This is a genomic window from Pseudomonas sp. GM33, from assembly GCF_000282295.1.
GTDB lineage: Bacteria > Pseudomonadota > Gammaproteobacteria > Pseudomonadales > Pseudomonadaceae > Aquipseudomonas > Aquipseudomonas laurylsulfatiphila.
In genome coordinates this window covers 48,301-74,718 of record NZ_AKJO01000077.1, presented here as the reverse complement: position 1 = coordinate 74,718, position 26,418 = coordinate 48,301, and the positions used below count along the sequence as shown (strand labels likewise).

Here is a 26,418-nt window from a genome sequence, read left to right as displayed (position 1 = left end):
AAGCGTAACCACCGCTGAAGACACCGCCATCAGCGGCAGTGTGTTGACCGGTACCTCGAGCGTCGACGGCCAGGTCAGCGTGCTCAACTTCACGGTTGGCGATATAAACGTCCCGGCCTTCCAGTTCAAGGGCGGTGCGGGGCTTCATGCCCTCGACCGGCTTGTTGGTGACGTCCTGGAAAAACAGCGGAACGATCTGGGTCAGGCCGCCGACGCTGACGGCGATGACCATGAAGAAGGCCAGCAGGCCAATGTTCTTCTCGACTGCTTCATGCTTCATCAGTGAGCTCCAACTACGACGATCTGTTCGGCGGCTTCGGCTTCAGCCGGGTTCGAGGCGCGTACGGTACGGAAGACGTTGTAGGCCATGAACAACATGCCGGTGGCGAAGAACGCACCGCCCAGGGCGCGAACGATGAAGCCCGGGTGGCTGGCTTGCAGCGCTTCGACGAACGAGTAGGTGAGGGTGCCGTCGTCGTTGATTGCACGCCACATCAGGCCCTGGGTGATGCCGTTGACCCACATCGAAGCGATGTAGAGCACGGTACCGATGGTCGCGAGCCAGAAGTGCGTGTTGATCAGGCCGGTGCTGTGCATCTGCGCACGACCGAACAGTTTCGGGATCATGTGGTAGATGGCGCCGATCGAGATCATCGCAACCCAGCCCAGAGCGCCGGCGTGTACGTGGCCGATGGTCCAGTCGGTGTAGTGCGACAGCGAGTTGACGGTCTTGATGGCCATCATCGGGCCTTCGAACGTCGACATGCCGTAGAACGCCAGGGACACCACGAGGAAACGCAGGATCGGGTCGGTGCGCAGCTTATGCCAGGCGCCCGACAGGGTCATCATGCCGTTGATCATGCCGCCCCAGCTCGGTGCCAGCAGGATGATCGACATCGCCATGCCCAGCGACTGAGCCCAGTCCGGCAGAGCGGTGTAGTGCAGGTGGTGGGGACCGGCCCAGATGTACAGGGTGATCAGTGCCCAGAAGTGCACGATCGACAGGCGATAGGAGTAGATCGGACGCTCGGCCTGTTTCGGCACGAAGTAGTACATCATGCCCAGGAAGCCGGTGGTCAGGAAGAAGCCCACGGCGTTGTGGCCGTACCACCACTGGATCATTGCGTCCGTCGCACCCGAGTAGGCCGAGTAGGACTTGAACAGGCTGACCGGCAGCGACATGTGGTTGACGATGTGCAGCATCGCGGTCACGACGATGAACGCGCCGTAGAACCAGTTACCCACATAGATGTGCTTGGTCTTGCGCTTGACGATGGTGCCGAAGAACACCAGACCGTAGGTGACCCAGACAATGGCCAGCAGAATAGCCAGGGGCCATTCCAGTTCCGCGTATTCCTTGGTGGTGGTGAAACCCATCGGCAAGGTAATGATCGCGCCGACAATCACCGCTTGCCATCCCCAGAAGGTGAAGGCCGCGAGGCTGTCGGAAATCAGTCGCGTTTGGCAGGTTCGCTGCACGACGTAATAAGAAGTGGCAAACAGTGCACATCCACCGAAGGCGAAAATCACCAGGTTGGTGTGCAGCGGGCGCAGGCGTCCAAAGCTCGTCCATGGCAGACCGAAATTCAATTCCGGCCAGACCAGTTGCGAGGCGATGAAGACACCGAGCCCCATGCCAAGGATCCCCCAGACCACCGTCATGATGGCGAACTGGCGGACTACCTTATAGTTATAAGCAGTCGGACTGATTGCTGTGCTCATTCTAAGGTTCCACGGTTTGGGTGTTTTATTAGGATTAAAAATCGGCCGCAAGTATGGAGAAAGCAGGGGGTCATTGCAACGCGCCATGACCTGGGTCAATGCTTTCAAATGCTGATTCTGCGGCCTTTCCATGCGCCGCGTAGGGACAAAATTGCCCGCGGGCAAAACGTCCCGGCGGACTGATCAGGCGAGGGGGTCAGGTCGGATGTAACTAGGTGTGTTCAAACGCAACGTTTGGCTGACCGAAGGCAACTGGGGCGACAGCCGGTATCTACCAGCCTTTGCGGCCTGTCATCGGGCAGATTCGTCGAACACATCGTTCAGGGTCGACCTGGAACCGGCACCGGCCAGTCCGCATCGGGGGAAGCTTAGACCTGAATCCGGGGAACCGAAAGGAAGAGTCAAAGAGGGTGCGACAATGCGTCGCAAAGGGGCAGGGAACTGCCGCATCCGGGAGAATGCGGCAGCAGAGCGGTCGGGATTTATTCGCGGTTGTCTTCAGCCTGCAGGCGCTCGGTATTCAAACCGTGGGACAGGCTGTACACATACGCGGCCAGCAGTTGCACCTTGTCGTTGCCGAGCAGTTCGTTCTGCGCCGGCATATGGCCCTGGCGACCATGCCGAATCGTCTGTTCAAGCTGCGTCAGGCTGGTGCCGTAAATGAAGCCGGCCGGGTGCGTCAGGTTCGGCGCGCCCATGGCTTCGGTGCCCTGGCCGTTTGCCCCATGGCAAGCCACGCAGGTGGTGCTGAAGGCTTGCTGTCCGGCCTGCAGGTCCGCCTTGCTGCCTTCCGGCAACGGCAGGCCGGCCAGATCATGGCGCACATAAGCGGCGACGTTTTTCACGCCTTCTTCCCCCAGGACTTCGCCCCAGGCCGGCATCATCGCCATCCGGCCACCCATGATGGTGGTCTTGATGGTTTCTGCGTGGCCGCCCCAGCGCCAGTCGCTGTCGGTCAGGTTGGGAAAACCGTATGCACCCTTGGCATCCGAGCCGTGGCACACCGAGCAGTTGGAGGCAAACAGGCGGCCGCCCATTTTCAGCGCTTGCGGGTCTTTGGCCACTTCTTCCAGTGGCATGGCCGCGAATTTGGCGAAGATCGGTCCGAACTTCGCGTCAGCCCTGGCCATTTCCTTTTCCCACTCGTGGGCGCCGGTCCAGCCGTTCTCATAGCCGGGGAGGACGCCTTTCCAGTTGCCCAGGCCCGGATAAAGGATCAGGTAGCCGACGGCGAACACCAGCGTGCCGGCGAACAGCATGAACCACCATTGCGGCAGCGGGTTGTCGTACTCCTCGATGCCATCGAAACTGTGGCCCATGGTCTGGTCGACGCTGCCCTTGGTCTCGCCCTTGCGGGTGCCGATCAGCAGCCAGGTCAGGCCGATCAGGCTGCCGATGGTCAGTACGCAGATCCACGTACTCCAGAAGGTGGTCATGGCCGGGTACTCCTTGTTGCTGAATCTTCGGTGATGTCGGGTTGGGGTTCGTCGGCGAACGGCAGCAGGCGTGCTTCGGCGAATTCCGGGCCGCGCTTGGCGTTGAACACCCACAGCGTCAGGCCGACGAAGGCCACGAACACGACGACTGTGCCCAGGCCGCGGATCATTCCAGTGCTCATCTCAACAACCATGGCTCACCTCTTGCTCTTGATGGCAGTGCCGAGCACTTGCAGGTAGGCGACCAGTGCATCCATTTCGCTCTTGCCCTTGAGCGAGGCAACGGCGCCGGAGATGTCTTCGTCGGTGTACGGCACGCCCAGGGTGCGCATGGCCTTGATCTTGGTTTCGGTGTGGCTGCTGTCGAGCTGATTGGCCACCAGCCACGGGTAGGCGGGCATCTTCGACTCCGGCACGACGTTGCGCGGGTTGTACAAGTGCGCGCGGTGCCAGTCATCCGAGTAGCGCGCACCGACCCGTGCCAGGTCCGGCCCGGTACGTTTCGAACCCCACAGGAACGGGTGGTCCCAAACGCTTTCACCGGCCACCGAATAGTGCCCGTAGCGTTCGGTCTCGGCGCGGAACGGACGGATCATCTGTGAGTGACAGCCGACGCACCCTTCGCGGATGTAGATGTCGCGGCCTTCCAGTTGCAGTGCGGTGTAGGGCTTCATGCCTTCCACCGGCTTGTTGGTCACGTCCTGGAAGAACAGCGGGACGATCTGGGTCAGGCCACCGATGCTCACGGCCAGGATCATCAACAGCAGCAACAGGCCGACGTTTTTCTCGATAGTTTCGTGTTTCATGGCGGACTCCTCAGGCCATCTGCGCGGCAGCGGCGACTTCGGCAGGCTGCGAGGCCCGCACGGTGCGCCAGGTGTTGTAGGCCATCAGGAACATGCCGCTGAGGAAGATCGCACCGCCCACCAGCCGCACGACGAAGCCAGGGTGGCTGGCCACCAGGGTCTCGACGAAGGAGTAGGTCAGCGTGCCGTCTTCGTTCACCGCACGCCACATCAGGCCCTGGGCGATGCCGTTGACCCACATCGAGGCGATGTACAGCACGGTGCCGATGGTGGCGAGCCAGAAGTGCGCGTTGATCAGGCCGATGCTGTGCATCTGCTCGCGTCCGAAGACTTTCGGGATCATGTGGTACAGCGCGCCGATGGAAATCATCGCCACCCAGCCGAGGGCGCCAGCGTGTACGTGGCCGATGGTCCAGTCGGTGTAGTGGGAGAGGGCGTTGACCGTCTTGATCGCCATCATCGGCCCTTCGAAGGTCGACATGCCGTAGAACGCCAGGGACACCACGAGGAAGCGCAGGATCGGGTCGCTGCGCAACTTATGCCAGGCGCCCGACAGGGTCATCATGCCGTTGATCATGCCGCCCCAGCTCGGCGCCAGCAGGATCAGCGACATCACCATGCCCAGCGACTGCGCCCAGTCCGGCAGCGCGGTGTAGTGCAGGTGGTGCGGGCCGGCCCAGATGTACAAGGTGATCAGCGCCCAGAAGTGCACGATCGACAAACGATAGGAATACACCGGGCGCTCGGCCTGTTTCGGCACGAAGTAGTACATCATCCCCAGGAAACCGGCGGTGAGGAAAAAGCCCACGGCGTTGTGGCCGTACCACCATTGCACCATCGCGTCGGTGGCACCGGAGTACAGCGAGTAGGACTTGGTGAAGCTGACCGGCAATTCCATGTTGTTGACGATGTGCAGGATCGCCACGGTGATGATGAACGCACCGAAGAACCAGTTGCCGACATAGATGTGTTTGGTCTTGCGCTGCATGATCGTGCCGAAGAACACGATGGCGTAGGCGACCCAGACAATGGTGATCAGAATGTCGATCGGCCATTCCAGCTCGGCGTATTCCTTGGAACTGGTGTAGCCCAGCGGCAGGCTGATGGCCGCCAGCAGGATCACAAGCTGCCAGCCCCAGAAGCAGAACGCGGCGATTTTCGGCGCAAACAATTGCGCCTGGCAGGTGCGTTGCACCGAATAGAACGAGCTGGCGAACAGCGCGCAGCCGCCGAAAGCGAAGATCACCGCGTTGGTGTGCAGCGGGCGCAAGCGGCCGAAGCTGGTCCAGGGCAAATTGAAGTTGAGTTCGGGCCAGACCAACTGGGCAGCGAGAAAAACCCCGAGCCCCATGCCGACGATGCCCCACACCACCGTCATAATGGCGAATTGGCGGACCACCTTGTAGTTGTAGGCGGTACTGATAGAAGTGTTCATGGTTCCCCATCCACGGTTCAGCCGAAGTGAGCGCACTCGCGCAAGGCAGCGCACCCTTCGGCCGGAGTTATAGGCAGACTAAAAGCGAGGCAAGCATGGACAAAGGGCACAAGGCCGGTATTGACGGGGATCAATGGGCGCAGTGCGTGCGGGATCATGGATGGTTGTGGAATGCCGCGGCAGGCAAGGCCGCGGCGACGCTGATCCTCGCCCACGGCGCCGGCGCGCCGATGGACAGCGAGTGGATGAGCGACATGGCTGCACGCCTCGCCGCTCAAGGCGTCAACGTGTTGCGCTTCGAGTTTCCCTACATGGCTCAGCGGCGCGTCGACGGCGGCAAGCGCCCACCGAATCCGGCGCCGAAATTGCTCGAATGCTGGCGTGAGGTGTATGCCCAGGTGCGACGCCATGTCACTGGGCCGCTGGCGATCGGCGGCAAGTCCATGGGCGGGCGCATGGCTAGTTTGCTCGCCGATGAGTTGGGGGCGGATGGGCTGGTGTGCCTTGGGTATCCGTTTTATGCGGTGGGCAAGCCGGAGAAGCCACGGGTCGAGCATTTGGCTTCTTTGAAAACCCGAACCCTGATTGTGCAGGGCGAGCGCGATGCGCTGGGCAACCGGGAGGCGGTCGAAGGGTATTCGCTATCGCCGGTTATCGAGGTGTTCTGGCTGGTGGCGGGGGATCATGATTTGAAGCCGTTGAAGGCTTCGGGCTTTAGCCATGAGCAGCATTTGGCTTTGGCTGCGGATCGGGTAGCTGCTTTTCTCTGCTGATGTTTGCAGTGCCTTTCAAGGCCTCTTCGCGAGCAGGCTCGCTCCCACATTGGATATGCGACGGACACAAGTGTTGTGACCGATAAGAATCAACTGTGGGAGCGAGCCTGCTCGCGAAAGCGGTCTGCCATACAGCAGTAAACTTAAATTGATAATAAAAAAACCCGGAAGCTTCCACTGTCCGGGTTTTTTATGAATCAACAACAATCAGCGATTGAACCGCTCCACCAACGAATACTGGGTGTTCGCAGTCTTGGTCAGCTCTTCACTCAACAACGCCGAGTTCTGCGCCTGTTCCGAGGTCTGGTCCGCCAGCGCCGAGATGTTGCTGATGTTGCGGCTGATTTCTTCGGCCACGGCACTTTGCTCTTCCGTCGCGGCAGCGATCTGGGTGGTCATGTCGGTGATGTTGGCCACTGCCTCGCTGATCCCCACCAACGCCTGGTCCGCTTCCAGCACCCGCGCCACGCCTTCTTCCGCCTGACGATGCCCGGCTTCCATGGTTTGCACCGCAGTACCGGCGGTGTGCTGGAGCTTGGCGATCAGCGCATGGATCTGCCCGGTGGACTCGCTGGTGCGTTGCGCCAGTTGACGGACTTCGTCGGCCACCACCGCAAAACCACGACCCATCTCACCGGCACGGGCCGCTTCGATGGCGGCGTTCAGGGCCAGCAGGTTGGTCTGGTCGGCGATGCCTTTGATCACGTCGACCACGCCACCGATTTCGTTACTGTCCTTGGCCAGCTGGGTCACGGTGACGCCGGTTTCACCCACCACCACCGACAGGCGCTGGATGGCTTCGCGGGTTTCCCCGGCGATGTCACGACCGCGACCGGTCAGGCGATTGGCTTCCTGGGTGGCGTCGGCGGTGCGTTGTACGTGGCTGGCGACTTCCTGGGTGGTCGCGGCCATCTGGTTGACCGCCGTGGCCACCTGCTCGGTCTCGACCCGTTGACGTTCCAGGCCGCTGGAGCTGTTGTGCGCCAGGGCATCGGACTGCCTGGCCTGCTCGGTCAGGTGTTCGGCCGTATCCTGCAGACGCGTCAGACAGGTTTTCAAGCGTGCTTCCTGGCTGAGGATGGACATCTCCAGCTGCGCCTGGGCGCCGCGACTGTCGGTGTACATCTGTGCGATCAACGGGTCGGAGGTGGTCTGCTCGGCCAGACGCAGCAAACGCTTGATACCGCGCTGTTGCCACTGCAGGCCCATCAGGCCCAGCGGCACCGAGAGTCCGGCGGCCAGGGCAAAACCCCAATGGGAGTTCAGCGATGCACCGATCATGAAGCTCAATTGGCTGACCAGAATGAACGGCAGCCAGTCCTGCAGGATCGGCAACCATTTATCCGAAGAGGGAATGGCTGACTTGCCCTGGTTGATGCGTTGGTAGAGCGCTTCGGCACGGCGGATCTGTTCGGCGGTGGGCTTGACCCGCACCGACTCGAAACCGATCACCTGATTGCCTTCGAAGACCGGTGTCACATAGGCGTTCACCCAGTAATGATCACCGCTCTTGCAGCGATTCTTCACAATGCCCATCCATGGCAAGCCTTGTTTCAGTGTGCCCCACATGTGGGCGAACACCGCGGCCGGGACGTCGGGGTGACGGACCAGGTTGTGCGGTGCACGGATCAGCTCCTCCCGGGAAAACCCGCTGATTTCGACAAAGGCGTCGTTGCAGTAGGTGATCATGCCCTTGGCATCGGTGGTGGAAATCAACCGTTGCTGAGCGGGAAAGGTCCGTTCGCGTTGTGTAATAGGCTGGTTGTTACGCATGGCGTTTTCAATCCGTGAGGCTTTGACAGGGTTTCGGCGGGGGAGGGGATTTGTTGAGTTTATTTTTCATATGGGGGGCGAGAGGCCCACTTAAATGCGTGTGGGAACAGATTTTTTCGCATTAGAGGTGCTCACCCAATAGGTAATGTCGCCAGCAGGAGTCCTCAAAAGCCTGCGTCCGACATTTACGCAGAGTCAGACCAATCACTCTCTCATTTTAGAATCGACGTTGATGCCGAGCACAGAGGCGAGATACGTCCGATGCCCGGATGCAGAAGTCGATGAATGGTGTACATCGTGATCCATGGACCGCTTAGCATTCACCAATCTCGTGTTTACGGAATGATCTGTGGGATAATTCGAATTCACTGAGTCGCAATTTGAGTACCGCACCTAAGTAAGTGCTTTACATTCTTTGCGCTCAAACTGAAACCAGGGAACATCATCGAGAGGATGTAAATCCCTCCCGAAAATTATGGATAGGTTTTGATCATGGCTAACGGCCCTATTTTAATCACTGGGGGGGCCGGATTTATTGGTTCCCACCTGACAGACGCATTGCTTGCTAAAGGTTACGCTGTTCGGGTCTTCGATGACTTGTCGACCGGTAAACGCTGCAATCTCCCGCTAAATAACCCTTTGCTTGAGTTGATTGTGGGAGATGTGGCCGATGCAGGTGCCGTTGCTCAAGCAATGGTTGGATGTCAGGCGGTTGCACATCTAGCTGCAGTGGCTTCAGTCCAGGCTTCGGTTGATGATCCGGTACGGACCCATCAAAGCAACTTCGTTGGCACGATGAACGTTTGTGAGGCGATGCGCCAAGCTAAAGTCAAACGCGTTGTATTTGCCTCGAGTGCAGCGGTGTACGGAAATAATGGTGAGGGTTTCCCAATCGATGAGGAAACCCCCAAAGCGCCATTGACTCCCTATGCCTCGGACAAGCTGGCGAGCGAGTATTATCTCGATTTCTACCAACGCCAGCATGCACTGGAGCCCGTAGTATTTCGCTTTTTCAATATTTTTGGCCCGCGCCAGGACCCATCTTCACCGTATTCCGGCGTAATCAGCATATTTAGTGAGCGAGCTCGGAAAGGACTGCCTATCACCATTTTCGGCGACGGTGAGCAAACCCGAGATTTCGTATACGTAGAAGACTTGGTTAGTGTGTTGGTGCAGGCGATTGAGGTGCCACAGGTTGAAATAGGCGCAATCAATGTCGGGATGAATCGCGCGACGACACTTAACCAAATGCTCAATGCTTTGACTGAAGTGTTGGGGGCGTTGCCACCCATCAATTATGGCCCGGGTCGCTCGGGTGACATCCGGCATTCGCGAGCGAACAACAAGCGGCTGTTAGAGCGATTCAAGCTTCCTGAGCAGACATCGATGAGCGTTGGGTTGGCAAGGCTGCTGGATAGCAATTAAAAACGTTTAGAGAGGCATTACCTTTGAGCTGGCTAGGTCCTCAGGCGACGTAGCCAGCTAGCGCTTCACGACGCCAGCTCGGAAGCCTTTTTGAACTTGGTGTTCCGATATCCGCGCCACGCCAGAATCACCAGCATGCCGCACGTCACGCCCGTGGCATTGGCCACCATATCGCCCCATGACGCACTGCGCAGCGGCAGCAAGCTCTGCTCCAGCTCAATCACCATCGAACCCACCAACGGCCAGAACAACAACCAGATCAACCGCGTGCCGGGGAACGCCAGCCAGGCACTCACCGTCAGGCAGGCAAAACCTGCCCAGTGATGCAGCTTGTCCTGGTTCTCGAACACCTGAGGCACCGGCTCACCGCGCATTCCGGCGAAAACCAGCACCAGCAAGATCACGAAAAACGCCAGCTTGGGCAGGGCACGCAGGACTCGCTGCTTCATTCGGTGACCTTGTAGAAGTTGTTGTGGAACAGGTCGATGTTGCGACGCTCCGTCAGGGAATACAGCGAGTAGCTGCGCGCCAGTGCGGCACCACCGTCACGAGTCAGCGGCGACCACGCCAGGGTGGCACGGCGGATGGTGGAGCTGGCCATCAATTCGTCGAACGGAATCGAGAAGTAGATACCTTTGCCGAAACTACCTTCGCCGTACTCATCCTTGGTTGCATTGGTCACCGTTACCCAGCCACCGAAACGCACGCCATTGTTGAATTCACGGGACAGGTCCAGGGTAACCCCGTAGTCCTTGGCCAGATAACGCCCAACGCTGACTGCACCGAGAATGTCCTGGAAGGCACTGCGGTAGTAAAGCGTGGCATTACCGGTGATGGTGTCGTAGTCACGCAGACCAAAGCCCTGATCGAAATCACGCTGCTTGACCCAGTTCATGTCCACACCCACGGCCCAGCGTTCGCCCATCGGGCGATACAGCGCTTCGCCACCGACACCGGCGAACATCGACTCCAGATAACCGCCATACAGCATGCCGTAAAGGTCCTCATCCAGCTGTTTGACCTTGTTCATCTGGAAGGTCGGCATGGTGACTTCCGAAGTCGTCATGTACTGGCGCAGGTCGGTACGTACGCGCGGCAAGCCGCTAGGTGCGTCGTACGTGAACTTGTCGAAGTTGTTCGCCAGGTTCGCGCTCAGGGTGCCGCTCCACCACAGGTCGGGCTTGAAGCGATACTCGCCGTTCAAGTCCGCACTGAACTGGTACAACAGGAACCCGTCTGGGCCGCCGACGTTTTGCTTGTAACCCAGGCCCAAGCCATAGCTGAGCGGGTCAGGCTTTTGCTCGAACAGGGTCTTTTCGTGATGCGGTACCGGGACGTTCATCTCGGTGACCCGACGCAGGTCTTCCAGCGGACGATCCTCTTGCACCACTTCGCGGAAGGTATCCCGTGGCAGGCTGACTTCCTCGACCGGCAGGCTGTAGCGTGTGTCGACCATGGTGAACCAGTCGATTTCGTCGTTGACGCTGTTGTCCAGAATGCGCGAAGCGCGGCCGACGGCTTTCGGCGTATGGAAATAGCGGCCTTGCTCGCCATAAACAATGACTTCGGAATCCCGCTGGGTGATGCGTGAAACCGTGTAGCCTGCGTTGTTTTGCAGGCGCTTGGCGACACCGGCCCACTGCACATCCTGTGGCGCGACCATGGGTTTGGTGTCGGACACTGGCTCAGGCTTGGGGTCGAAGCTCTTGGTCGGCGCCTTGCGGGTCGCGAAGTTGGTGTGCATGGTGATGCCGAACATCGCGGTGTTGCCGCGTTCCCAGGCAGCGTGCAGATCGATCCAGTCGTTGGCTTTGAAGACGAAGCCGAGGTTGATTGGCGAGTCCTGGACCTGGTTGTTGTTCTGCGGCTCGTGCTGGTAGTCGTTGCCTTCGTATTCGAGCTTCAACGACAGTGGGTCCCAAGGTGTTTGGTAGGTCACGCCGCCGAAGAAGGAGGGTGAACCGCGGAAGTACTGGTTGCCGTTGAAGTCACCCGCCTGACTATTGTTGGTAGTGGGACGTTCATCGAACTTGTCGTCGAGCCAGCCCAACGGATTGTCCATGTCACCACGATTGCCGATGTAACCCCATGCCAGGCCCAGGCTCAGGTCAAAATTGCCAAAGCGTTTGTTGCCGACAAAGTATTCGCTGGAGAACAAGCCGGTACCACCAATGTCACGCGCACCTAGCGCCACTTGCGGTATCCAGTGAGACTCTTCGAGCAGCCGCACTTTGGCGTCGATAGCCTTGTCCTTATAGCTTTGGTCGCCACTCAATTCTTCTGAACCGTAATCGCGGTTAGTAATAGCGGTGTAGCGGAACGAACCCTCCAGCCAATCGAACGGCTGAAACGACACGCTGTAACGACTGTAAGGATCGGTACGGTTAGCGTTCAAAGACAACTCACCCGCAGGCGCCATACGCGCAGTAGGCGTTTGCAGCAGCCCTACGCCACCAAAGTCATTCTGGGTATAACGCGGCTCTGCCACCGCCCACGTGCTGCAACCCAGCAGCAAGCAAGGGATCAAGTGATACTTCATGGCTTCACCTCCAGCAATGGCTGGGTGGCAATGAATGCAGCCAGTTCGGTATTCAGATCAGGTGTGGGATCGCCTTGTTTGCTGTTGTGCACCGGTACATAAATGCGTGCGCCCGGGGCGGGCGGTACGGATGTGGTTTCGTTCCACAGCGCCACGCCGTCTTTGAATACCCGGCCGTCAGGCTGAATCACGAAGAGCCAGTCGGCGTCAGCGTTTGGATCGAGCGGGCAAGCCTTGAGATAGTCGATCGCAGCTTGTAAAGGTTGGAACGGTATTTCGCACTCACCCAGCACCGCGCCTTCGACCCGAACCGTGGTTGGGCGAGGCGGGTAAAGCAGTACATCGCCGTCACTCAGGAAGCGGTTATTGATGCGGTCCAATTCAACCTGCACCGGGTCAAGTTGGGCGACCTTGCGCCCGGTCACCGGCATGGCCTGCACCTTTTCGCGCAGGCGCGCAGCAAGCGTTGCCAACCCCGCCTGATCGCCCGCCAGTGCGTTGCTGTGCAAGGTCGACAGATCGAAAAGAACACCCACCTTGAGACGCTCTTGCGCATCACGCAGAGGGGTATGCAGCCAGGCGGCCCCGAGCAGATAAGCCTTGGGGCTTACCTGAGCCTCCAGCAGCACGTCATGCAGGCGCGTGCCATCCACAATCGAATAACGCCCGGGCTTGGCGGCATCGCCCTGCAGCGTGACCAGCGATTCGGCATTTACGGCAAAAGTCATGAGCAGGCTGCAGCAAAGCAGCCAGGAAGAGCGAAAAATCATTGCACTACCGGCTTATTCGGGCGCACTTGAACAATGCGTAGGGGCAATTCGGGGGTGAGGTGTTGCTCGCTGGCCATGATGAAACCGTCGGCCGGGTCAACCCAATATCGGTTCTGCGCGCTGAAGCCCAGGCCGTCCATTGAAATCTCTTCGTCCACGCGCAATAACTCGACGTCGCGGTCGAGGATATGCACGGTCTCCAGGCCCTTCCTGTTGAAAACGCTGGTCACGTTGACACCCATTCGATAACCGTCGGTGAAGTCCACCTGACGTCGGGCTTGCAAGCCATCGGGGATGCGGTGCAGTCCGGTCTTGAACGGGGACATGCCTTCAAAACGGGTGCCATCCAGATTGTCGTTGAAGCCGACACTGCGAATGGCCAGGCCGTCTTCAAGCATCAGGATCTGGCGGGTCGAAGCCATCCAGAAGCCGACTCCATCCTGCAGACGCACCAGTGCCATCACGGCTTCACCCGTAGGGGCCGCGATGGTGATCTGGTAGTAAGGCGTTGCATCAACTTGCTGGCGGGTCAGCTCCAAAGGCTCAGGCCTTTCGAACGCGGCCTTCAGTGTGTCCATGGACGCGGTCATCAACGGATTGCAGGCGCTCACCAGCAAGGAGGCCACCCCCAGGGTGGCCAGTCGCAGAAATTTCACAAGAATTCCAAATCTTAGTTGTTGCCCAAATCGTCCTGAATACCGACGCCCGTACTCAACAAGTTGGCCGTAGGGAATACCTGGCTGATAAAGCGGTTCCAGCGGGTGACATCGGCGGGGCCAACGTAAACCACATCCTGCGGTTGCAGTTTGAAGTGTTGGGCAAGGGCAAAGGCCGACGGCGATTTCAAATCGATCTGGAAAACCTTGACCGGTTCATCCGCGAGGTTTTCGACCCCACGGATTACGTAAACTTCCTTGCCGCTGGCAGTTTCCTGACGCAAGCCACCAACACTGCCAAGGGCGTCAGTCAGGTTCATATTGCTGCCCTTGAAGACAAGCGCACGTGTGGAGACCACTTCACCCAACAAATAGACCTTTTTCTGGTCGTTGTAGGGCAGGTGCAGTTGGTCGCCGTCTTTCAGGTAGAGATTGTGCAGATTCGAATTCTTGCGATTGAGCGCGTCGAGATCGATCAGGTATTCACGGCCGTCGCGCTTGAGCACCAGTCCGGAAATATCGGCAGTGCCGGTTTGAACTGAACCTTGGCCAACAGCGTCCAACAGGCTCAAAGGCGTGTTGGTGATAGGCAACTGGCCAGTTTTACCAAAGGCCCCCGAGAGAATCACTTTCTGACTGACAAAGCGCAGGATGCTGACATCCACTTGGGGTTCGGCAACAACCTTGGACAGGCGCGAGGCAATGATCGAACGCAGTTCGTCAATGGTCTTGCCGGCCGCGTCGATGGTCCCTACATAGGGATAGAAGAGCGTGCCATCCGGGCGAATCAGGCGTCCGTTTGCTTCAATTTGCTGCTGAGGGCCGGACGGCGCCGTCAGTTCCGGGTGATCCCAGACAGTGATGTAAATCAGGTCGCCTGCACCAATGCGGTATTCAGTTGGCTGGTAACTCAGCAGCTCCGGTGCAACCACGTTCGAATGGTCTGCGGCCGCTTCAATGGCAACCAGTTTGGGTGTAATCGGAACCAGCTCGATACGGCTGCTTTCCGGGGAACCTTCACGTACCAGATTGCCCGTGTCCATGTGCTGACCAGGGGAGAAAATGCAGCCTTGCAGGGTCAGGCCAACCAGCATGGCCAAGGGAAGCGCGCGATTCATTGTCGAAATTGCTCGAAGGGAATAGGCAAAACAAAACCTCCCAGCAAGGCTGGGAGGTTAGCGTATCGAACTTTAAGCGAGGGTCTGTTACCGAGTGGTACCAGTAGTGCCGGTAGTACCAGTGGTGCCGGTAGTACCTGGGGTACCGTCGTTACCGCCGCCGCCGCTGTTGGAAGCAGCAATGCCAGCCGCGATTACGCCAGCACCGATTGCCAGACCAGTACCAACGGTTACACCGCCAGCGATTGGAGTGGACAGGGACAGGCCGGAGTTTGCACCAGGCGTTTTAGCGGCGGTGCCAGGAGCTTTTGCTGGTGCGGTTTCAGCAGCCATCAATGGCAGGCTGAGGGAGGTAGCGAGAGCGATTGCCAGTAGTTTTTTCATGTTCATGCTCCTTGAAAGGATAATCCTTTGGGGTTATTGGGTTAAGGGTATTTCAGTAGGTGTCTGAAATGCAAGTTAGAGCTGTTTAGAGGAAGGCTTTTTTCCGCTTTTTCAATGCAGTTACTTAGGTGAAGCATGTTTCTCAAGCGACTTCCGATTGCGCCAATTCAGTTATGACGGCGGCAAGCTCCAGGCGCCAGTCCGGTTGCGAAATACCTAGCTGTTCCCGCAATTTCGAGCAATCCATTACCGACCAGGCTGGCCGCTTCGCCGGTGTAGGATATTCAGCCGAATCGATGCCCCGTACCTGCGGTATTTTGGTTATTAATCCGTGCTGATGCCCTTGGCGGAAAATCTCCAGGGCAAATTCATGCCAGGTACAGGCCGGGGTACCGCTGAAGTGGTAGGTGCCCCAGTGTAGCGAACCTAGATCACGGTACTGCATTGCCAGTGTCCACAAAGTGCGGGCGATGCCCGCAGCTGAAGTCGGGCAACCCTGCTGATCGGCCACAACGCCCAACTGATCCCGCACACGACCCAGTCGCAGCATGGTCTTGACGAAGTTATTGCCTTGGGCTGCGAACACCCAGCTGGTACGCAGGATCATGTAGCGACTGCATTTTGCAGCCAACTCCAACTCCCCCCCCAGCTTGCTCGCTCCGTACACCCCGGTAGGACCTGTAGCTTCGCACTCCCGATAAGGTTCGCGGGCATCACCGGCAAACACATAATCGGTCGATACATGCAGCAGCGGGATACTCAGCCGTTCGGCGGCAACTGCGAGATGGGCGACCCCATCGCGGTTAACCGCCCAGGCACGCTCTGTCTCGCTCTCGGCCTTGTCTACTGCTGTGTAGGCTGCAGCATTGATGATCAGTTGTGGCTGTAGCTCGCCAACCAACACGGCCACCCGCTCGGCATCGCTGATATCAAGTTCTGCCGATCCCATTCCAACGGTTTCAAAACCTTGTGGCGCCAATCTCATCAGTTCGTGGCCAAGCTGACCATTTGCACCCGTAATCAATACACGCATGCTTAGTCCTCATTGCCCAGCAGTTGGCGCAGTGTGGGGTTGCACTGATCCTTGCCTGAAAGATTCGGGTGTTCGATAGGCCACGGAATATTGACTTCAGGGTCATTCCAGATGAGCCCGCCCTCGTCTTCGGGATAGTACAGGTCGGTGCACTTGTACTGAAAATCCGCAACCTCGCTGAGCACGCAGAAACCATGAGCGTAGCCCGGTGGCACCCAAAGCTGACGATGATTTTCATCGTTCAACTCGACGCCAACGAACTGACCACAGGTCGGTGAGTCGGGGTTGATATCCACCGCCACGTCATAGACGGAGCCACGACTGACGCTGACCAACTTGCCTTGCGGGCGGGTGCGCTGAAAGTGTAAACCGCGCAGTACACCGCGCAGCGAGCGTGAGTGATTATCCTGCACGAAGGGCAACTCAATACCCAAGTCGCGATAACGCTCGGCTTGAAAGCTTTCGAGAAAGAAGCCGCGCTGATCGCCAAACACCTTTGGCTCGATGATCAGGACGCCCGCCAACGCTGTCTCAATGACCTTCATTACGCAAGCTCCTGCACCAGCAGGCCCTGCAGATATTGTCCGTATCCGGTCTTGCTCAGTGCTTCGGCTTGGCTAGCCAATTGTTCGGCTGACAGCCAGCCCTGATGATAGGCAATCTCTTCCAGACAGGCGACTTTCAAGCCCTGTCGCGCCTCAATGGTATGAACGAAGTGACTGGCTTCCATTAGTGAGTCATGGGTGCCTGTATCCAGCCACGCAAAACCACGCCCTAACAAACTCACATGCAAATCACCACGCTGCAGGTAAGCATTGTTCACATCGGTGATTTCCAGTTCGCCACGAACAGAGGGCTTTACCTGCTTGGCAATTTCCACCACCGAGTTGTCGTAAAAATACAAGCCGGTGACTGCATAGTTGGATTTCGGCGCCTTGGGCTTTTCCTCGATGGAAATCGCCTTGTTACCCGCATCAAACTCCACGACCCCGAAACGCTCCGGGTCAGTGACGTGATAGCCGAACACGGTCGCACCGGTTCCACGACTGGCCGCCTCGTGGAGCATCGCGCTGAAGCCGTGGCCATAAAAGATGTTGTCGCCGAGGATCAAGCATACGTTGCTGTCACCAATAAAGGCTTCACCGATCAAAAAGGCTTGGGCCAACCCGTCTGGTGAAGGTTGTTCGGCATAGCTGAGTTCAATACCAAACTCCGAACCATCACCCAACAACTTGCGAAAGTTCGGTAAATCTTCAGGAGTAGAGATAATCAGCACTTCGCGGATGCCCGCGAGCATCAGCACCGACAATGGGTAATAGATCATTGGTTTGTCGTAAACCGGCAGCAGTTGCTTGGATACTCCGCGGGTGATGGGATGCAGGCGGGTGCCGGAGCCACCGGCCAGGATGATGCCTTTCATATGAAATGTCCTTTGAAAAATCTGAATTAAACCTGGATCCAGGGGAGCACCGTTCCGGAGGAACGCCACCCCCGATGCGCAAATGTTGAGCTAAAGATCACTACCCAAACGGCCTAACTGATAGTCCCCACTCAACACGCGTTGCCACCACTGGCGATTATCCAGATACCACTGCACGGTCTTGCGCAGACCGGTCTCAAATGTTTCCTGAGGCACCCAGCCCAGTTCACGTTCGATTTTCGACGCATCAATGGCATAGCGCCGATCATGTCCCGGCCGATCCTTCACGAAAGTGATCAGCTCCTTGTAGGAGCGAGCTTGCTCGCGATCCGCCTCTAGCGGCACCAATTCATCCAGCAACTCGCAAATGGCCTCGACCACCTCCAGGTTGCGCTTCTCGTTATGCCCACCGATATTATAGGTTTCACCTACTATGCCTTTGCTCACCACCTCGACCAGCGCCCGAGCATGGTCTTCCACATACAACCAGTCGCGAATCTGCGAACCATCGCCATACACCGGCAACGGCTTGCTCGCCAAGGCGTTAAGGATTACATGCGGCACCAGCTTTTCCGGGAAGTGGTACGGCCCGTAGTTGTTCGAGCAGTTGGTGACCAGAACCGGCAGCCCATAGGTACGCTGCCAGGCGCGGACCAGATGATCCGAACTGGCCTTGGAGGCGGAATACGGCGAACTAGGTGAGTAGGGCGTTGTTTCGGTGAACAGGTCATCCGTGCCTTCCAGGTCGCCATACACCTCATCGGTGGAGATGTGGTGAAAGCGGAATGCACTCTTCTCCGTCGCCGGCAAGTCACTCCAATAACGGCGGGTCGCTTCGAGCAAACTGTAAGTGCCGACAATATTGGTTTGGATGAAGTCAGACGGCCCGTCGATGGAGCGATCCACGTGGGACTCGGCCGCCAGGTGCATCACCGCCGTGGGCTGAAACTCGCGGAACACCATATCGAGCGCAATGCTGTCGCAGATATCCACCTGATAGAAGCGGTAGCGTGACGAGGTAGCTACTGAAGCCAGCGACTCCAAGTTACCGGCATAGGTGAGTTTGTCGAGGTTGGCGACTTCCGTGACGGTACTGTCGATCAGGTGGCGAATCACGGCCGAGCCGATAAAGCCTGCGCCGCCGGTAACAAGAACCCGCATCACTGTTTCTCCGCGTAGGGACTATTCCAATAGCCTTTGTACATGCCTAGTTTCTTCTTTAACCCAATCGACAAGCGATGCTCCTTTTGACCGAGCTTGTAGGCGAGTAGCTTGCAGGCATTACGCAGGATGGCCGAGGACCAAAAATGAATGTGAGACAGGCCGAGAAAACTCAATTCAGATTTCACATAGCGTAGGCCTTCACCCCCCGCACCGCCAAAGCGCTCGCGAATCCAAGGTTCTCTAGCATGGAACACCCCCATGTCGAAATAGCGTCGAAATTCTTCCATTAGTGAGTAGTTGTGTGAGTGCCGACAGCTAGCGTCCCCCGCATAGGCAACTTTCCAACCGCTTAGCAACATCTTGGCCGTTACGTACATATCCTCAGCAAAGATTACGTGCTCAGGAAAACCCCCGACTGCATTCAGGGTTCGACCACGATAAGCGGCAAAGGAGTTAGACATAAATGCCGTCTTCAACCCTAAAACAGGAGCATCCCCGAAAGACTTTACTTGCGAGGTCTCGGGATAATTGAACAACCGAGCATGCTGCGCCAGAGGGGAGGCATTGGGATGCGGCAACTGCCGTCCACAGACTGCCCCGACCTGCTCATCAGCGAAAGGAGCGATCAATCGCTCAATTGCAGTAGAGTCCTCTAAATATGCATCCTGAGTCATGAACACATAAACGTCATATCCGGAGTTTTGATTCACCATCATTTGTCTAGTGCCGCCATGATTGAACTGGCTGCTTGGAATGGTTGCAACATTCTTTTCGCGGGAGCGAGCCAGGTCACCAGTTCCATCCTTGGAGCTAGAGTCGACCACGTACAGGTCGAACTGGACGCTCTGCTTATCGAGTGAATCCAGCAAACGAGCAAGATCATCTCGACCGTTGTAGGTGGGTACGATACAAGCGATACGTATTTGGGGTATATCAGCTGAAATCGACATTCTGCTCGCCATTATTTCCATTCTTCAGGACAGTTTTGCTTCCAATCGGCAAAAGCACTTTCCAAGGTGTACATATAGGGGTACCCGTTTTCCACCAAATAGGCAGGTAGGATATTATTGGAACGCACTAGTTTGCGTATGCGTACCGGACTGAAAGGGTGATTGATCCCCAAGGGCTTGGCAACGGCTTCGATAATATAGGCTGCTGTGGCCAAGAGCCGAAATGGCACCCCTGGAATAGTACGTTTTACGCACGCCACCTTGCAGACGGTATTCACATATTCCTCGATGGAAGGGCCTGGGTTCATAGACATATTGAATAGACTGACGTATTCACCCTTTGCCTCCTGCTGTTGCAAGACCCACCACATGGCATTGCACAGCTCCTTGACATAGACGCCGGCCTTACGGGTTTCGCGGTTGCCCATATAAAAGAAGTAACGATTCAGTACTGCTTTGATCAGGCGTGAAACGTTGCCACCTTCTCCCGGTCCGAAAACAACTCCGGGGCGAGCGATTACCAAGCGACGCTGCGTGGCATTGCGTGCTTGCCAGATCTGATGGATTTTTTCAGCGGCGAGTTTCGACCCACCATAAGCAGTGGCTGGTATCGGAAGCGAGCGCTCGTCCTTGACATCTTCACTCGGTCCATAGGGAGAAATGGAGCTGGTGAAAATTATTTGATTGCAACCGCTTCTTTCCGCCCACGCACAGACATTTTCGGCGCCAAGCAGGTTGGTTTCGTAGTATTCGCGATCTACGTGGCCAGGCTCACGATGAACAGCAGCAAAGTTAGCTATAAGTGAGATCTTTTCCGCAGGTTGCCACCAGATTGGATTCCTAATATCGCCTTTAACAAAGATTAAACGTGGGTCCAGAAGTAACCTTTTTCTGAATGAGCTTTTTTTTTCTGTTATAGGTTCGAGGTCGAATAAATATACTTTGTTTATTTTAGTGTTTTGGAGGATGAAGTTGGCAAAGAACGCACCAATAAAACCTGTGCCGCCAAAGATAACTACTGATTCCATGATTTGTCTCGATATAGAAACGAAATTGCGCGGGAGGAGAATGCTATAGCCCGATTTTTTGCACCGCGTATGTTGAGTCTTGTAAGTTCAATAAAGAACTGAGTCGCGTGGTAAGTTAGAGTAAGGATTAGTATAGAAGCTATTGCCATGTCCGGACTGTTGATTCTGCAAAACTTGCCAAACCCTCGACCGTAAGACGCAACTTTATTCGACGGTATTTCCGATATTTCAGGTGCGGGGTGCCAGACATCTAAATCTGGAAAATAAATGGCGGGCCCGAAGGTCTTGATGGATTTGTATATGTAGTCAAGGTCTTCGCATGAACCGTTTGATGTTCCTGCACCTAACGCCTCACAGAATTTAAGATCGTTGCGTTTTGCGAAAATAGTGATAGAGGTGGAGTATCTCTGAAAGTTCCACCTGTTCACCGTTTTTATGATGTCTGGCCAGTTCTTTATTAGCTTTTCGCCCGTGCTCCGATCTCTTATTGCACCTAATATCATCTGCTTGTTTGTGGACTTCAGCTTTTCCAGCGCATTAGAAAGCGTGTCGGGGTAATAAGTGCAGTCATCATCTGGGAAACAAACATATGCTCCTTGTGCATAGGAAAGTCCTATGTTTCTGTTTGTTGATAGTCCCTTAACTGATGACCTGATATGCACAATTTTTATTGAGCTTGAAAATTTCGCGACGTATTCATCTAAAATATTTTCTGAGTTTTGATCAACTATGATCAACTCAAATTGGGAGGTTGGCAGTGTCTGGGATTCTAGTGAGGTTATGAATGCCAATACTTCTTCTTGTCTGCCATAAGTCGCAAGGATACAGCTTATTGATAAATTATCTTTCAATTGGGATCCTACCTGCTTTAAATATGGCTTGTTGTTCTGTTTTTGGCAAATTTTTGCATGATGAACCCTGCCAATAGTAAGACTAGACAAACAAGGTTTACACCGTTGTAGAGTTGTGCAGCGTCCAAGGCCAACCAAAAAAAGATCAGTGAAATGTATAATTTGAAGAGAAAAAAACTTTGGGTGATGCATTTGTTGCTGATCAATTTAAGTATTTCGGCTTGGATAAATCCTGCAATAATGAAAATTAAAATGTGTAAGATCGAACTGAGGGTGTAACCCAGAGCTGCAATTTGAACGGCTGGAAAAAATCCAGTCAGACTGACACCCGCGTCGGCGTATCGGTCAAATCGATCGCCGGGAAGTACGGCCATAGTTAGTTCAGATGCTCCTGTCCAGATGGAGCTGACATTCATGTTTTTCTCTATCGTAATCCACGTTAATTGCGATTGAAGCGCTATCCTGCTGTAAACAAAATCTATTGAATACCCGGTCGCGCTGTATACATATGCAAGGATGCTAATTAGGACGGTGAATATTGTTGCAAGAGTTTTGTAAGGGATTTTAAGTTTTTTCGAATGAGTTCCTAAAGCAGCGAAATAGAAAGCTGCGATGGCTAAGTAGTACTGAAAAGCCGTAAATTTTTCTCCGAGCACAAAAAGTGTAATGCCGATCCAGGTGAAAGTGGCAAGAAGTGTCATCGTTTTGCGCTGTTTACTATTTGCGACAATTATTAATGCAGGGACAAAATAAAAAGCTTGAGTAATTAAGGATTTAGCAATTTGTAGTCCTGGTGGAACTATTGTATTCCAAAAAGTAAATCTTTCAACTCCGAGAAGTATTGGGCTTGAATACTTAATTAGTATCAGTGCGGATACTAGTAAGGTTGCAATCAGAAAGATTGCTACTACTAGTCTTTCTAATTTGATTGAGTATCTCGCTTTTAGGATTGGGCCATTGCTAATTTTGCTGTGTAATGAAAATCCAAAACTGATTGAAGTAAAGCCAAGTAGAAAATAAAATAAGATTGTCCAAAATGTGCCGTTGTAACTGCCTTGTTCTCCTATTTCAAACATTAATGCTCCGTTTTCTATTACGGCGGCACTTATCAGCATGGAAAAGAAGTAATAAATGTAAAAGTATGAGGTTAGCGTTTTTTTCGGTTTTTTTTGGAATTGTACCTTTATAAAGAGTGTAAGAGCTAGCAGGCCTAGAATGCTAGAGTATTGTAGGTCTACGGATATTCCAAACATAGAATAAAGCGGGCCTAAAATTAGGCTGGCTAACAAGAGTAGTGCTAGCGAAGCCTTTTGTGTATTAAGCTTCCCACCTGTCGCACTTAAAATATCTTTTGAGGCTAGATTATATCGCAGCATTTATCAATGATTCTTCTCTGTTCTAGACTGAAGTTTTTATAAAACAAGTCAAGCTCACTAATCCTTTTGGGGGTAATTCCTAATAAAAGGTGGCATGTATAAATAGCGGTGCTGCTGAAGCAGTAAATTTCTTTTAGATGCTGTGAGTTTTTTAATATTAGTAATTCGACGGGTATTTCGTCTGTGACTAAGTTTAAGTGTTTGAATTTTTCGTGTTCTTCTAAGGGGTGGGCTTTTATAAATATGTTGCCAGATATATCACCTAGGCACTGCGTTAACGTTTTTGTATACTTGTCAGCGCTGATCATGCCAAGTTCGGTGAAGGGCGAGCTTATCACTAGCTTTGATATATCTAGATGCGAGCAATCCGTATGTGTCGATAGGTCGTGGAGTGCTTCTCTGTACGAGCTAACCACCTCGTTATTTATTGTTTTACCATCTCTAGAAAACATTAAAAATGATGTTTTTTTTGCAAGGTGAGGGACTATTTTTATTGCTAACTCTCTTAGCGCTATTTTGGGTAACGCAATAAGTTTGCGTTTGTAGCCTTTTGATTCTCGGAGTCTTGCAAGGACTAATTGTTTGAAATTTCCATAAGAACCGATTCCCTCCTCAATTTGTATGGTTTCTACGGAGTTTGCTTTTTTTGTGATTGATAAAAGCTTAGTTGGGTGTGCGTTTGTGGTTATGATTATAACGTCTTGTTTTATTTCGCCCTTGGGAGCTAGAGCCTTTTGAAGATGGTCAATGTTCTCATATACTTTTAGGTTGTCGCAAAAAATACTAACGGCGTACGTTGGGATTTTTGCTTTTTTTTGAAGAAAGCCTTCATGAATCAGATGTATCTCTGAGTATTTTTTTTTCTGGCTGTTTAGGTACGCGTATAAGCCAAGAAAATGGTACCAGGAGCTGCAGTGCGCAATTACTATCGATCTCACTTTTCAGTGCTCGGCAGTTTTGTAACTACTTCCCATGTTGCAGGTGTCCCTGCATTAACGCGCTCGGTAACTCGTTGTCCTATCAATTGCGGTAAAAATTTCGGTGGCAAACCGAATCCCGGTCTGACACTTTTCAAGTTGGCGGCAGTTATTGTTTCGCCCACATTAATGTCTTGAGCAAAATAGAGTGAGCGACGGAACTTCACGTTTCCCATCTCGCTGGACTTCCGCCCATAATCAACTTTTCCCATGGCCGACCAAGCTGTTTTGCTGTCCCTGCATAGGGCCACTAACTCTGCGGGTTCGAGCGAAAAACTGTCGTCTGGTCCGCCACCATTGCGATCTAGCGTAAAGTGTTTTTCTATAATAGAAGCACCGAGTACCACACTGGCGATGGCAGTGGTGTTGTCCAGCGTATGGTCAGACAAGCCGGTGACAAGGCCGAAGCGCCTAATCATGTCGGGGATCGTGTTTAGGTTGTAGTCTTGTGCAGGTGCCGGGTAGCCACTGACACAATGAAGGATAGCCAGTTGCTTGCAACCACCTTCATGCGCAGCATCTATAGCCTCTTCGATCTCTTCGGCGTCAGCCATACCGGTCGAGATGATCATCGGCTTACCAGTACTCGCGACGTACTTTATCAAAGGCAAATCTATCGCTTCAAAAGAAGCAATTTTATAGGCAGGGGCGTTTAGAGCTTCAAGTAGGTCGACTGCAGTATGGTCGAACGGTGAGCTAAAAATGGTGATCCCAAGCTTGCGGGCGTACTCAAAAAGTGGTGCATGCCATTCCCAAGGGGTGTGAGCCCACTCATATAAATCATACAAAGTACGGCCAGCCCACAACCCATCAGTAATTTGAAAATCAGGAAGATCAGATTTCAAAGTAATTGTATCGGGGCGGTATGTCTGAATTTTTACAGCATCTGCACCTGCGCGTTTAGCTTCTTCGATAATGCGCATTGCGACATTTAAATTACCGTTATGGTTGGCTGACATCTCTGCAATTATATATGGAGCATAACCGTCACCAATGTCACGTCCGTCAATTTTGATATGTTTAGTCACTGATTTTCTCCAAACTAATTTTATATCGGTGTCCATGCAATTCAAAGAATGCAGGGAAGCGTTTTGGATCACATACGCGAATTTTGTTGAATTGACTGGCAATCGAATTGTCAGGGTCTAACCTGCTGTCTTCAGGAGTGCGTCGAGCGTAGTAAGTCGGCTTAATATCGAGATTTTGAGGGCGCGGTTCAATTTTTTCGTAGTTTTCAACGGCGAAGTCGATAAGTTCGATCTCGGCGTCAAATAACCTTTCGTTGAGCTCGTTCCACAGGGCGTGTTTTGGTAGTGGAAATGAAATCTGGCTCCAGATTTTACCGCTATCCACACTGTCTTCGGCTTCTAGTAAGGTCAGAGTTATCTCATGTGCGCCTTCGATTATCTGCCATATATGAGGACTCCAGCCGCGCCCTCTTGGCAGATCGCTTGCGTGAAGTACCAGGCAAGACCGATATTTGGCTCTGTCTTGAGCGTTCACGATTTCCGAACAGGAAATTAAAAACAGAATATCGCCACCCGGTAGTTCTGTTTTTTTTCGAGTTAATGCGATCTGATGTGAGTCGCAATTAAGCTTGATCCATCGTAATAGGTGATTATTAACGGGGTGCTGCTCGTCGCTACACAACAGAGTGATTTTCATGCATGACCTTATGCGAACAAGTAAGAAACTACACGCGCTGTACCCTTTCCATCTGCGACATGTCTGGCGGCATCACTCATACATCCAAGATTTTGCGTATTGCTAACAAGTTCAGTAATCAATTCGTAGATTGTTATATCGGACGATGAGTCACCAATTATTTTGGAAGCTCCGGTATCCTGTAACGCTTTCGCAATTGATCTTTGATTATCTGCCAGTACGACCATTAAACTAGGCAATCCTAAACAGCAACGCTCCCAAGATGTTGAGCCCGCAGCACCAATTGCCAGATCGCTATTTGCCATCAGTTGAGCCATGTCGCTAACGTTCACCAGAACTTCGGTTGGCCAAGGTAGCTGTTCGGCTTTTTGACGAATATCGTTGATCCAAGGTGCACTTGCACCCATGACGACAGTAACGCGGCAGCCGATTGGCAGCTCACAGGACTTGAGTGCTATAAGAATATTCCCAGTTGCGTTGTCTTTATCTACACCGCCCATGGTTATGAGTAAGTGTTCCAGCTGAGGGGGCTCGCGGCGCTTGAGGCTATATTCGCGTAGAGCGGAAAACTCGGGGCGTAACAAGGCGTATTGAGAACCACACAGAACACTACAGCTAGCGGAAACCCATGGTTGGTAGGCCTTCGGGTCGCGGCCGAAAGTTTGGTCCAGTAGTAAGTCGCTGGCGTGTTGGCGATCCGCTAAATCATCAATTACCATCAGTTTGCGGTAGTGAGGTTGTAGAGCTATTTCCCAGCGCGCATCCAGTGCGTAGTGGTCAACGATCAGCCAGTTGGGTTGCAGTTCTGCGATCAGCGAGGCGCACTCCGAAGCGTCCTGTTCCTGAGTGGCGCCCAGCCAGCCGGCATGAGCGAGTTGCGGCCTGGTTGGTGACTCATCCATCGCAGTTAAGATCGATGCAGGTGATGCAATCGCTAGCACATGTACGCGATACCCCTTGTGCCTAAGGAGTTCTATCAAATTGCCAGTATGCTCGCGGCAGATGAACTGGCACTCCGCACCTTTGGCCTTTAATGCCTCCGCTAGAGTAAGGCACCGCATGACATGACCAGTACCCATTTGTAACGAGGCGTCGACTCGAAAGATCACGTTCATTT

Annotated in this window: 27 protein-coding genes; 2 read left to right on the top strand and 25 right to left on the bottom strand. The window is 54.2% G+C overall.

Translation table 11 applies throughout. From position 1 onward, the window contains the following. The 6 genes from PMI26_RS0129575 to ccoN (PMI26_RS16700) all read right to left on the bottom strand — a co-directional run. A partial coding sequence (locus PMI26_RS0129575) for a cbb3-type cytochrome c oxidase subunit II (protein ID WP_007974132.1) occupies positions 1 to 280 on the bottom strand: 280 nt, incomplete at its 3' end. Continuing rightward, positions 280 to 1,722: a cytochrome-c oxidase, cbb3-type subunit I gene (gene ccoN / locus PMI26_RS16680; RefSeq protein WP_007974131.1), complete on the bottom strand. Its 1,443-nt coding sequence runs from the start codon at positions 1,720 to 1,722 to the stop codon at positions 280 to 282. The genes ccoN (PMI26_RS16680) and PMI26_RS0129575, both read right to left, overlap by 1 nt. A 482-nt stretch (positions 1,723 to 2,204) precedes the next feature. After that, positions 2,205 to 3,158, bottom strand: a complete 954-nt coding sequence (ccoP, locus tag PMI26_RS16685; protein ID WP_007974130.1) for a cytochrome-c oxidase, cbb3-type subunit III — start codon at positions 3,156 to 3,158, stop codon at positions 2,205 to 2,207. Next, positions 3,155 to 3,352: a cbb3-type cytochrome oxidase subunit 3 gene (locus tag PMI26_RS16690; RefSeq protein WP_007974129.1), complete on the bottom strand. Its 198-nt coding sequence runs from the start codon at positions 3,350 to 3,352 to the stop codon at positions 3,155 to 3,157. Before PMI26_RS16690 ends, ccoP begins: the two co-directional genes overlap by 4 nt. A gap of 3 nt (positions 3,353 to 3,355) precedes the next feature. After that, positions 3,356 to 3,964, bottom strand: a complete 609-nt coding sequence (gene ccoO, locus PMI26_RS16695) for a cytochrome-c oxidase, cbb3-type subunit II (protein ID WP_007974128.1) — start codon at positions 3,962 to 3,964, stop codon at positions 3,356 to 3,358. Between the two features lie 10 nt (positions 3,965 to 3,974). Next, positions 3,975 to 5,399 (bottom strand): cytochrome-c oxidase, cbb3-type subunit I, encoded by a 1,425-nt coding sequence (gene ccoN, locus PMI26_RS16700; protein ID WP_007974127.1) that lies wholly within the window; start codon positions 5,397 to 5,399, stop codon positions 3,975 to 3,977. A gap of 95 nt (positions 5,400 to 5,494) precedes the next feature. Between ccoN (PMI26_RS16700) and PMI26_RS16705 the strand changes: the two genes are divergently transcribed. Continuing rightward, positions 5,495 to 6,172, top strand: coding sequence for an alpha/beta family hydrolase (locus PMI26_RS16705; protein WP_007974126.1), 678 nt, complete (start codon positions 5,495 to 5,497; stop codon positions 6,170 to 6,172). Between the two features lie 207 nt (positions 6,173 to 6,379). On the opposite strand, the gene PMI26_RS16710 is transcribed toward PMI26_RS16705, so the two are convergent. Continuing rightward, on the bottom strand, positions 6,380 to 7,945 hold the full coding sequence (locus PMI26_RS16710) for a methyl-accepting chemotaxis protein (RefSeq protein ID WP_007974123.1): 1,566 nt from the start codon (positions 7,943 to 7,945) through the stop codon (positions 6,380 to 6,382). A 492-nt stretch (positions 7,946 to 8,437) separates the two neighbouring features. Here PMI26_RS16710 and PMI26_RS16715 point away from each other — a divergent pair, with 492 nt between their 5' ends. Then, positions 8,438 to 9,370 carry an NAD-dependent epimerase/dehydratase family protein gene (locus PMI26_RS16715; protein WP_007974121.1) on the top strand — a complete coding sequence of 311 codons (933 nt, stop codon included), beginning with the start codon at positions 8,438 to 8,440 and terminating at the stop codon, positions 9,368 to 9,370. Positions 9,371 to 9,435: 65 nt separating this feature from the next. On the opposite strand, the gene PMI26_RS16720 is transcribed toward PMI26_RS16715, so the two are convergent. The 18 genes from PMI26_RS16720 to pseG all read right to left on the bottom strand — a co-directional run bounded on the left by PMI26_RS16720 (position 9,436) and on the right by pseG (position 26,416). Then, positions 9,436 to 9,819 carry a hypothetical protein gene (locus PMI26_RS16720; RefSeq protein WP_007974119.1) on the bottom strand — a complete coding sequence of 128 codons (384 nt, stop codon included), beginning with the start codon at positions 9,817 to 9,819 and terminating at the stop codon, positions 9,436 to 9,438. After that, a complete protein-coding gene (locus tag PMI26_RS16725; RefSeq protein ID WP_007974117.1) occupies positions 9,816 to 11,909 on the bottom strand; it encodes a YjbH domain-containing protein in 2,094 nt (697 codons plus the stop codon). The genes PMI26_RS16720 and PMI26_RS16725 overlap by 4 nt, the downstream gene beginning before the upstream one ends. Further along, a complete protein-coding gene (locus PMI26_RS16730) occupies positions 11,906 to 12,637 on the bottom strand; it encodes a capsule biosynthesis GfcC family protein (protein ID WP_238540810.1) in 732 nt (243 codons plus the stop codon). Before PMI26_RS16730 ends, PMI26_RS16725 begins: the two co-directional genes overlap by 4 nt. Before the next feature lie 38 nt (positions 12,638 to 12,675). Then, positions 12,676 to 13,335 (bottom strand): YjbF family lipoprotein, encoded by a 660-nt coding sequence (locus PMI26_RS16735; RefSeq protein ID WP_007974115.1) that lies wholly within the window; start codon positions 13,333 to 13,335, stop codon positions 12,676 to 12,678. A 14-nt stretch (positions 13,336 to 13,349) separates the two neighbouring features. Beyond that, positions 13,350 to 14,453, bottom strand: coding sequence for a polysaccharide biosynthesis/export family protein (locus tag PMI26_RS16740; RefSeq protein WP_007974114.1), 1,104 nt, complete (start codon positions 14,451 to 14,453; stop codon positions 13,350 to 13,352). 87 nt (positions 14,454 to 14,540) lie between these two features. Further along, entirely contained in the window at positions 14,541 to 14,837 is a 297-nt protein-coding gene (locus PMI26_RS30605) for a hypothetical protein (RefSeq protein ID WP_007974113.1), read from the bottom strand. Between the two features lie 142 nt (positions 14,838 to 14,979). After that, the gene (rfbD, locus tag PMI26_RS16745) at positions 14,980 to 15,870 is read right to left on the bottom strand and encodes a dTDP-4-dehydrorhamnose reductase (protein WP_007974112.1); all 891 of its coding nucleotides are present in this window, start codon (positions 15,868 to 15,870) and stop codon (positions 14,980 to 14,982) included. A gap of 2 nt (positions 15,871 to 15,872) precedes the next feature. Further along, positions 15,873 to 16,415 (bottom strand): dTDP-4-dehydrorhamnose 3,5-epimerase, encoded by a 543-nt coding sequence (gene rfbC / locus PMI26_RS16750; protein ID WP_007974111.1) that lies wholly within the window; start codon positions 16,413 to 16,415, stop codon positions 15,873 to 15,875. Further along, entirely contained in the window at positions 16,415 to 17,290 is an 876-nt protein-coding gene (gene rfbA / locus PMI26_RS16755; RefSeq protein WP_007974110.1) for a glucose-1-phosphate thymidylyltransferase RfbA, read from the bottom strand. Before rfbA ends, rfbC begins: the two co-directional genes overlap by 1 nt. A 90-nt stretch (positions 17,291 to 17,380) precedes the next feature. Then, positions 17,381 to 18,451 (bottom strand): dTDP-glucose 4,6-dehydratase, encoded by a 1,071-nt coding sequence (gene rfbB / locus PMI26_RS16760; RefSeq protein ID WP_007974109.1) that lies wholly within the window; start codon positions 18,449 to 18,451, stop codon positions 17,381 to 17,383. Further along, positions 18,451 to 19,386 carry a glycosyltransferase gene (locus tag PMI26_RS16765; protein ID WP_157222267.1) on the bottom strand — a complete coding sequence of 312 codons (936 nt, stop codon included), beginning with the start codon at positions 19,384 to 19,386 and terminating at the stop codon, positions 18,451 to 18,453. The genes rfbB and PMI26_RS16765 overlap by 1 nt, the downstream gene beginning before the upstream one ends. A gap of 29 nt (positions 19,387 to 19,415) precedes the next feature. Beyond that, positions 19,416 to 20,432 (bottom strand): NAD-dependent epimerase/dehydratase family protein, encoded by a 1,017-nt coding sequence (locus PMI26_RS16770; RefSeq protein ID WP_007974105.1) that lies wholly within the window; start codon positions 20,430 to 20,432, stop codon positions 19,416 to 19,418. Further along, positions 20,420 to 21,283, bottom strand: coding sequence for a glycosyltransferase family 2 protein (locus tag PMI26_RS30600; RefSeq protein ID WP_007974103.1), 864 nt, complete (start codon positions 21,281 to 21,283; stop codon positions 20,420 to 20,422). The genes PMI26_RS16770 and PMI26_RS30600 overlap by 13 nt, the downstream gene beginning before the upstream one ends. 17 nt (positions 21,284 to 21,300) lie before the next feature. Next, positions 21,301 to 22,659: a DUF6418 domain-containing protein gene (locus PMI26_RS31385; protein WP_157222265.1), complete on the bottom strand. Its 1,359-nt coding sequence runs from the start codon at positions 22,657 to 22,659 to the stop codon at positions 21,301 to 21,303. Beyond that, a complete protein-coding gene (locus PMI26_RS16775) occupies positions 22,641 to 23,597 on the bottom strand; it encodes a polysialyltransferase family glycosyltransferase (RefSeq protein WP_007974100.1) in 957 nt (318 codons plus the stop codon). Before PMI26_RS16775 ends, PMI26_RS31385 begins: the two co-directional genes overlap by 19 nt. Continuing rightward, positions 23,594 to 24,664, bottom strand: a complete 1,071-nt coding sequence (pseI, locus tag PMI26_RS16780; protein WP_007974098.1) for a pseudaminic acid synthase — start codon at positions 24,662 to 24,664, stop codon at positions 23,594 to 23,596. The genes PMI26_RS16775 and pseI overlap by 4 nt, the downstream gene beginning before the upstream one ends. Continuing rightward, positions 24,657 to 25,301 (bottom strand): formyltransferase family protein, encoded by a 645-nt coding sequence (locus PMI26_RS16785; protein WP_007974094.1) that lies wholly within the window; start codon positions 25,299 to 25,301, stop codon positions 24,657 to 24,659. Before PMI26_RS16785 ends, pseI begins: the two co-directional genes overlap by 8 nt. Positions 25,302 to 25,309: 8 nt before the next feature. Then, the gene (pseG, locus tag PMI26_RS16790) at positions 25,310 to 26,416 is read right to left on the bottom strand and encodes a UDP-2,4-diacetamido-2,4,6-trideoxy-beta-L-altropyranose hydrolase (RefSeq protein WP_033047802.1); all 1,107 of its coding nucleotides are present in this window, start codon (positions 26,414 to 26,416) and stop codon (positions 25,310 to 25,312) included. Positions 26,417 to 26,418: the final 2 nt, after the last annotated feature.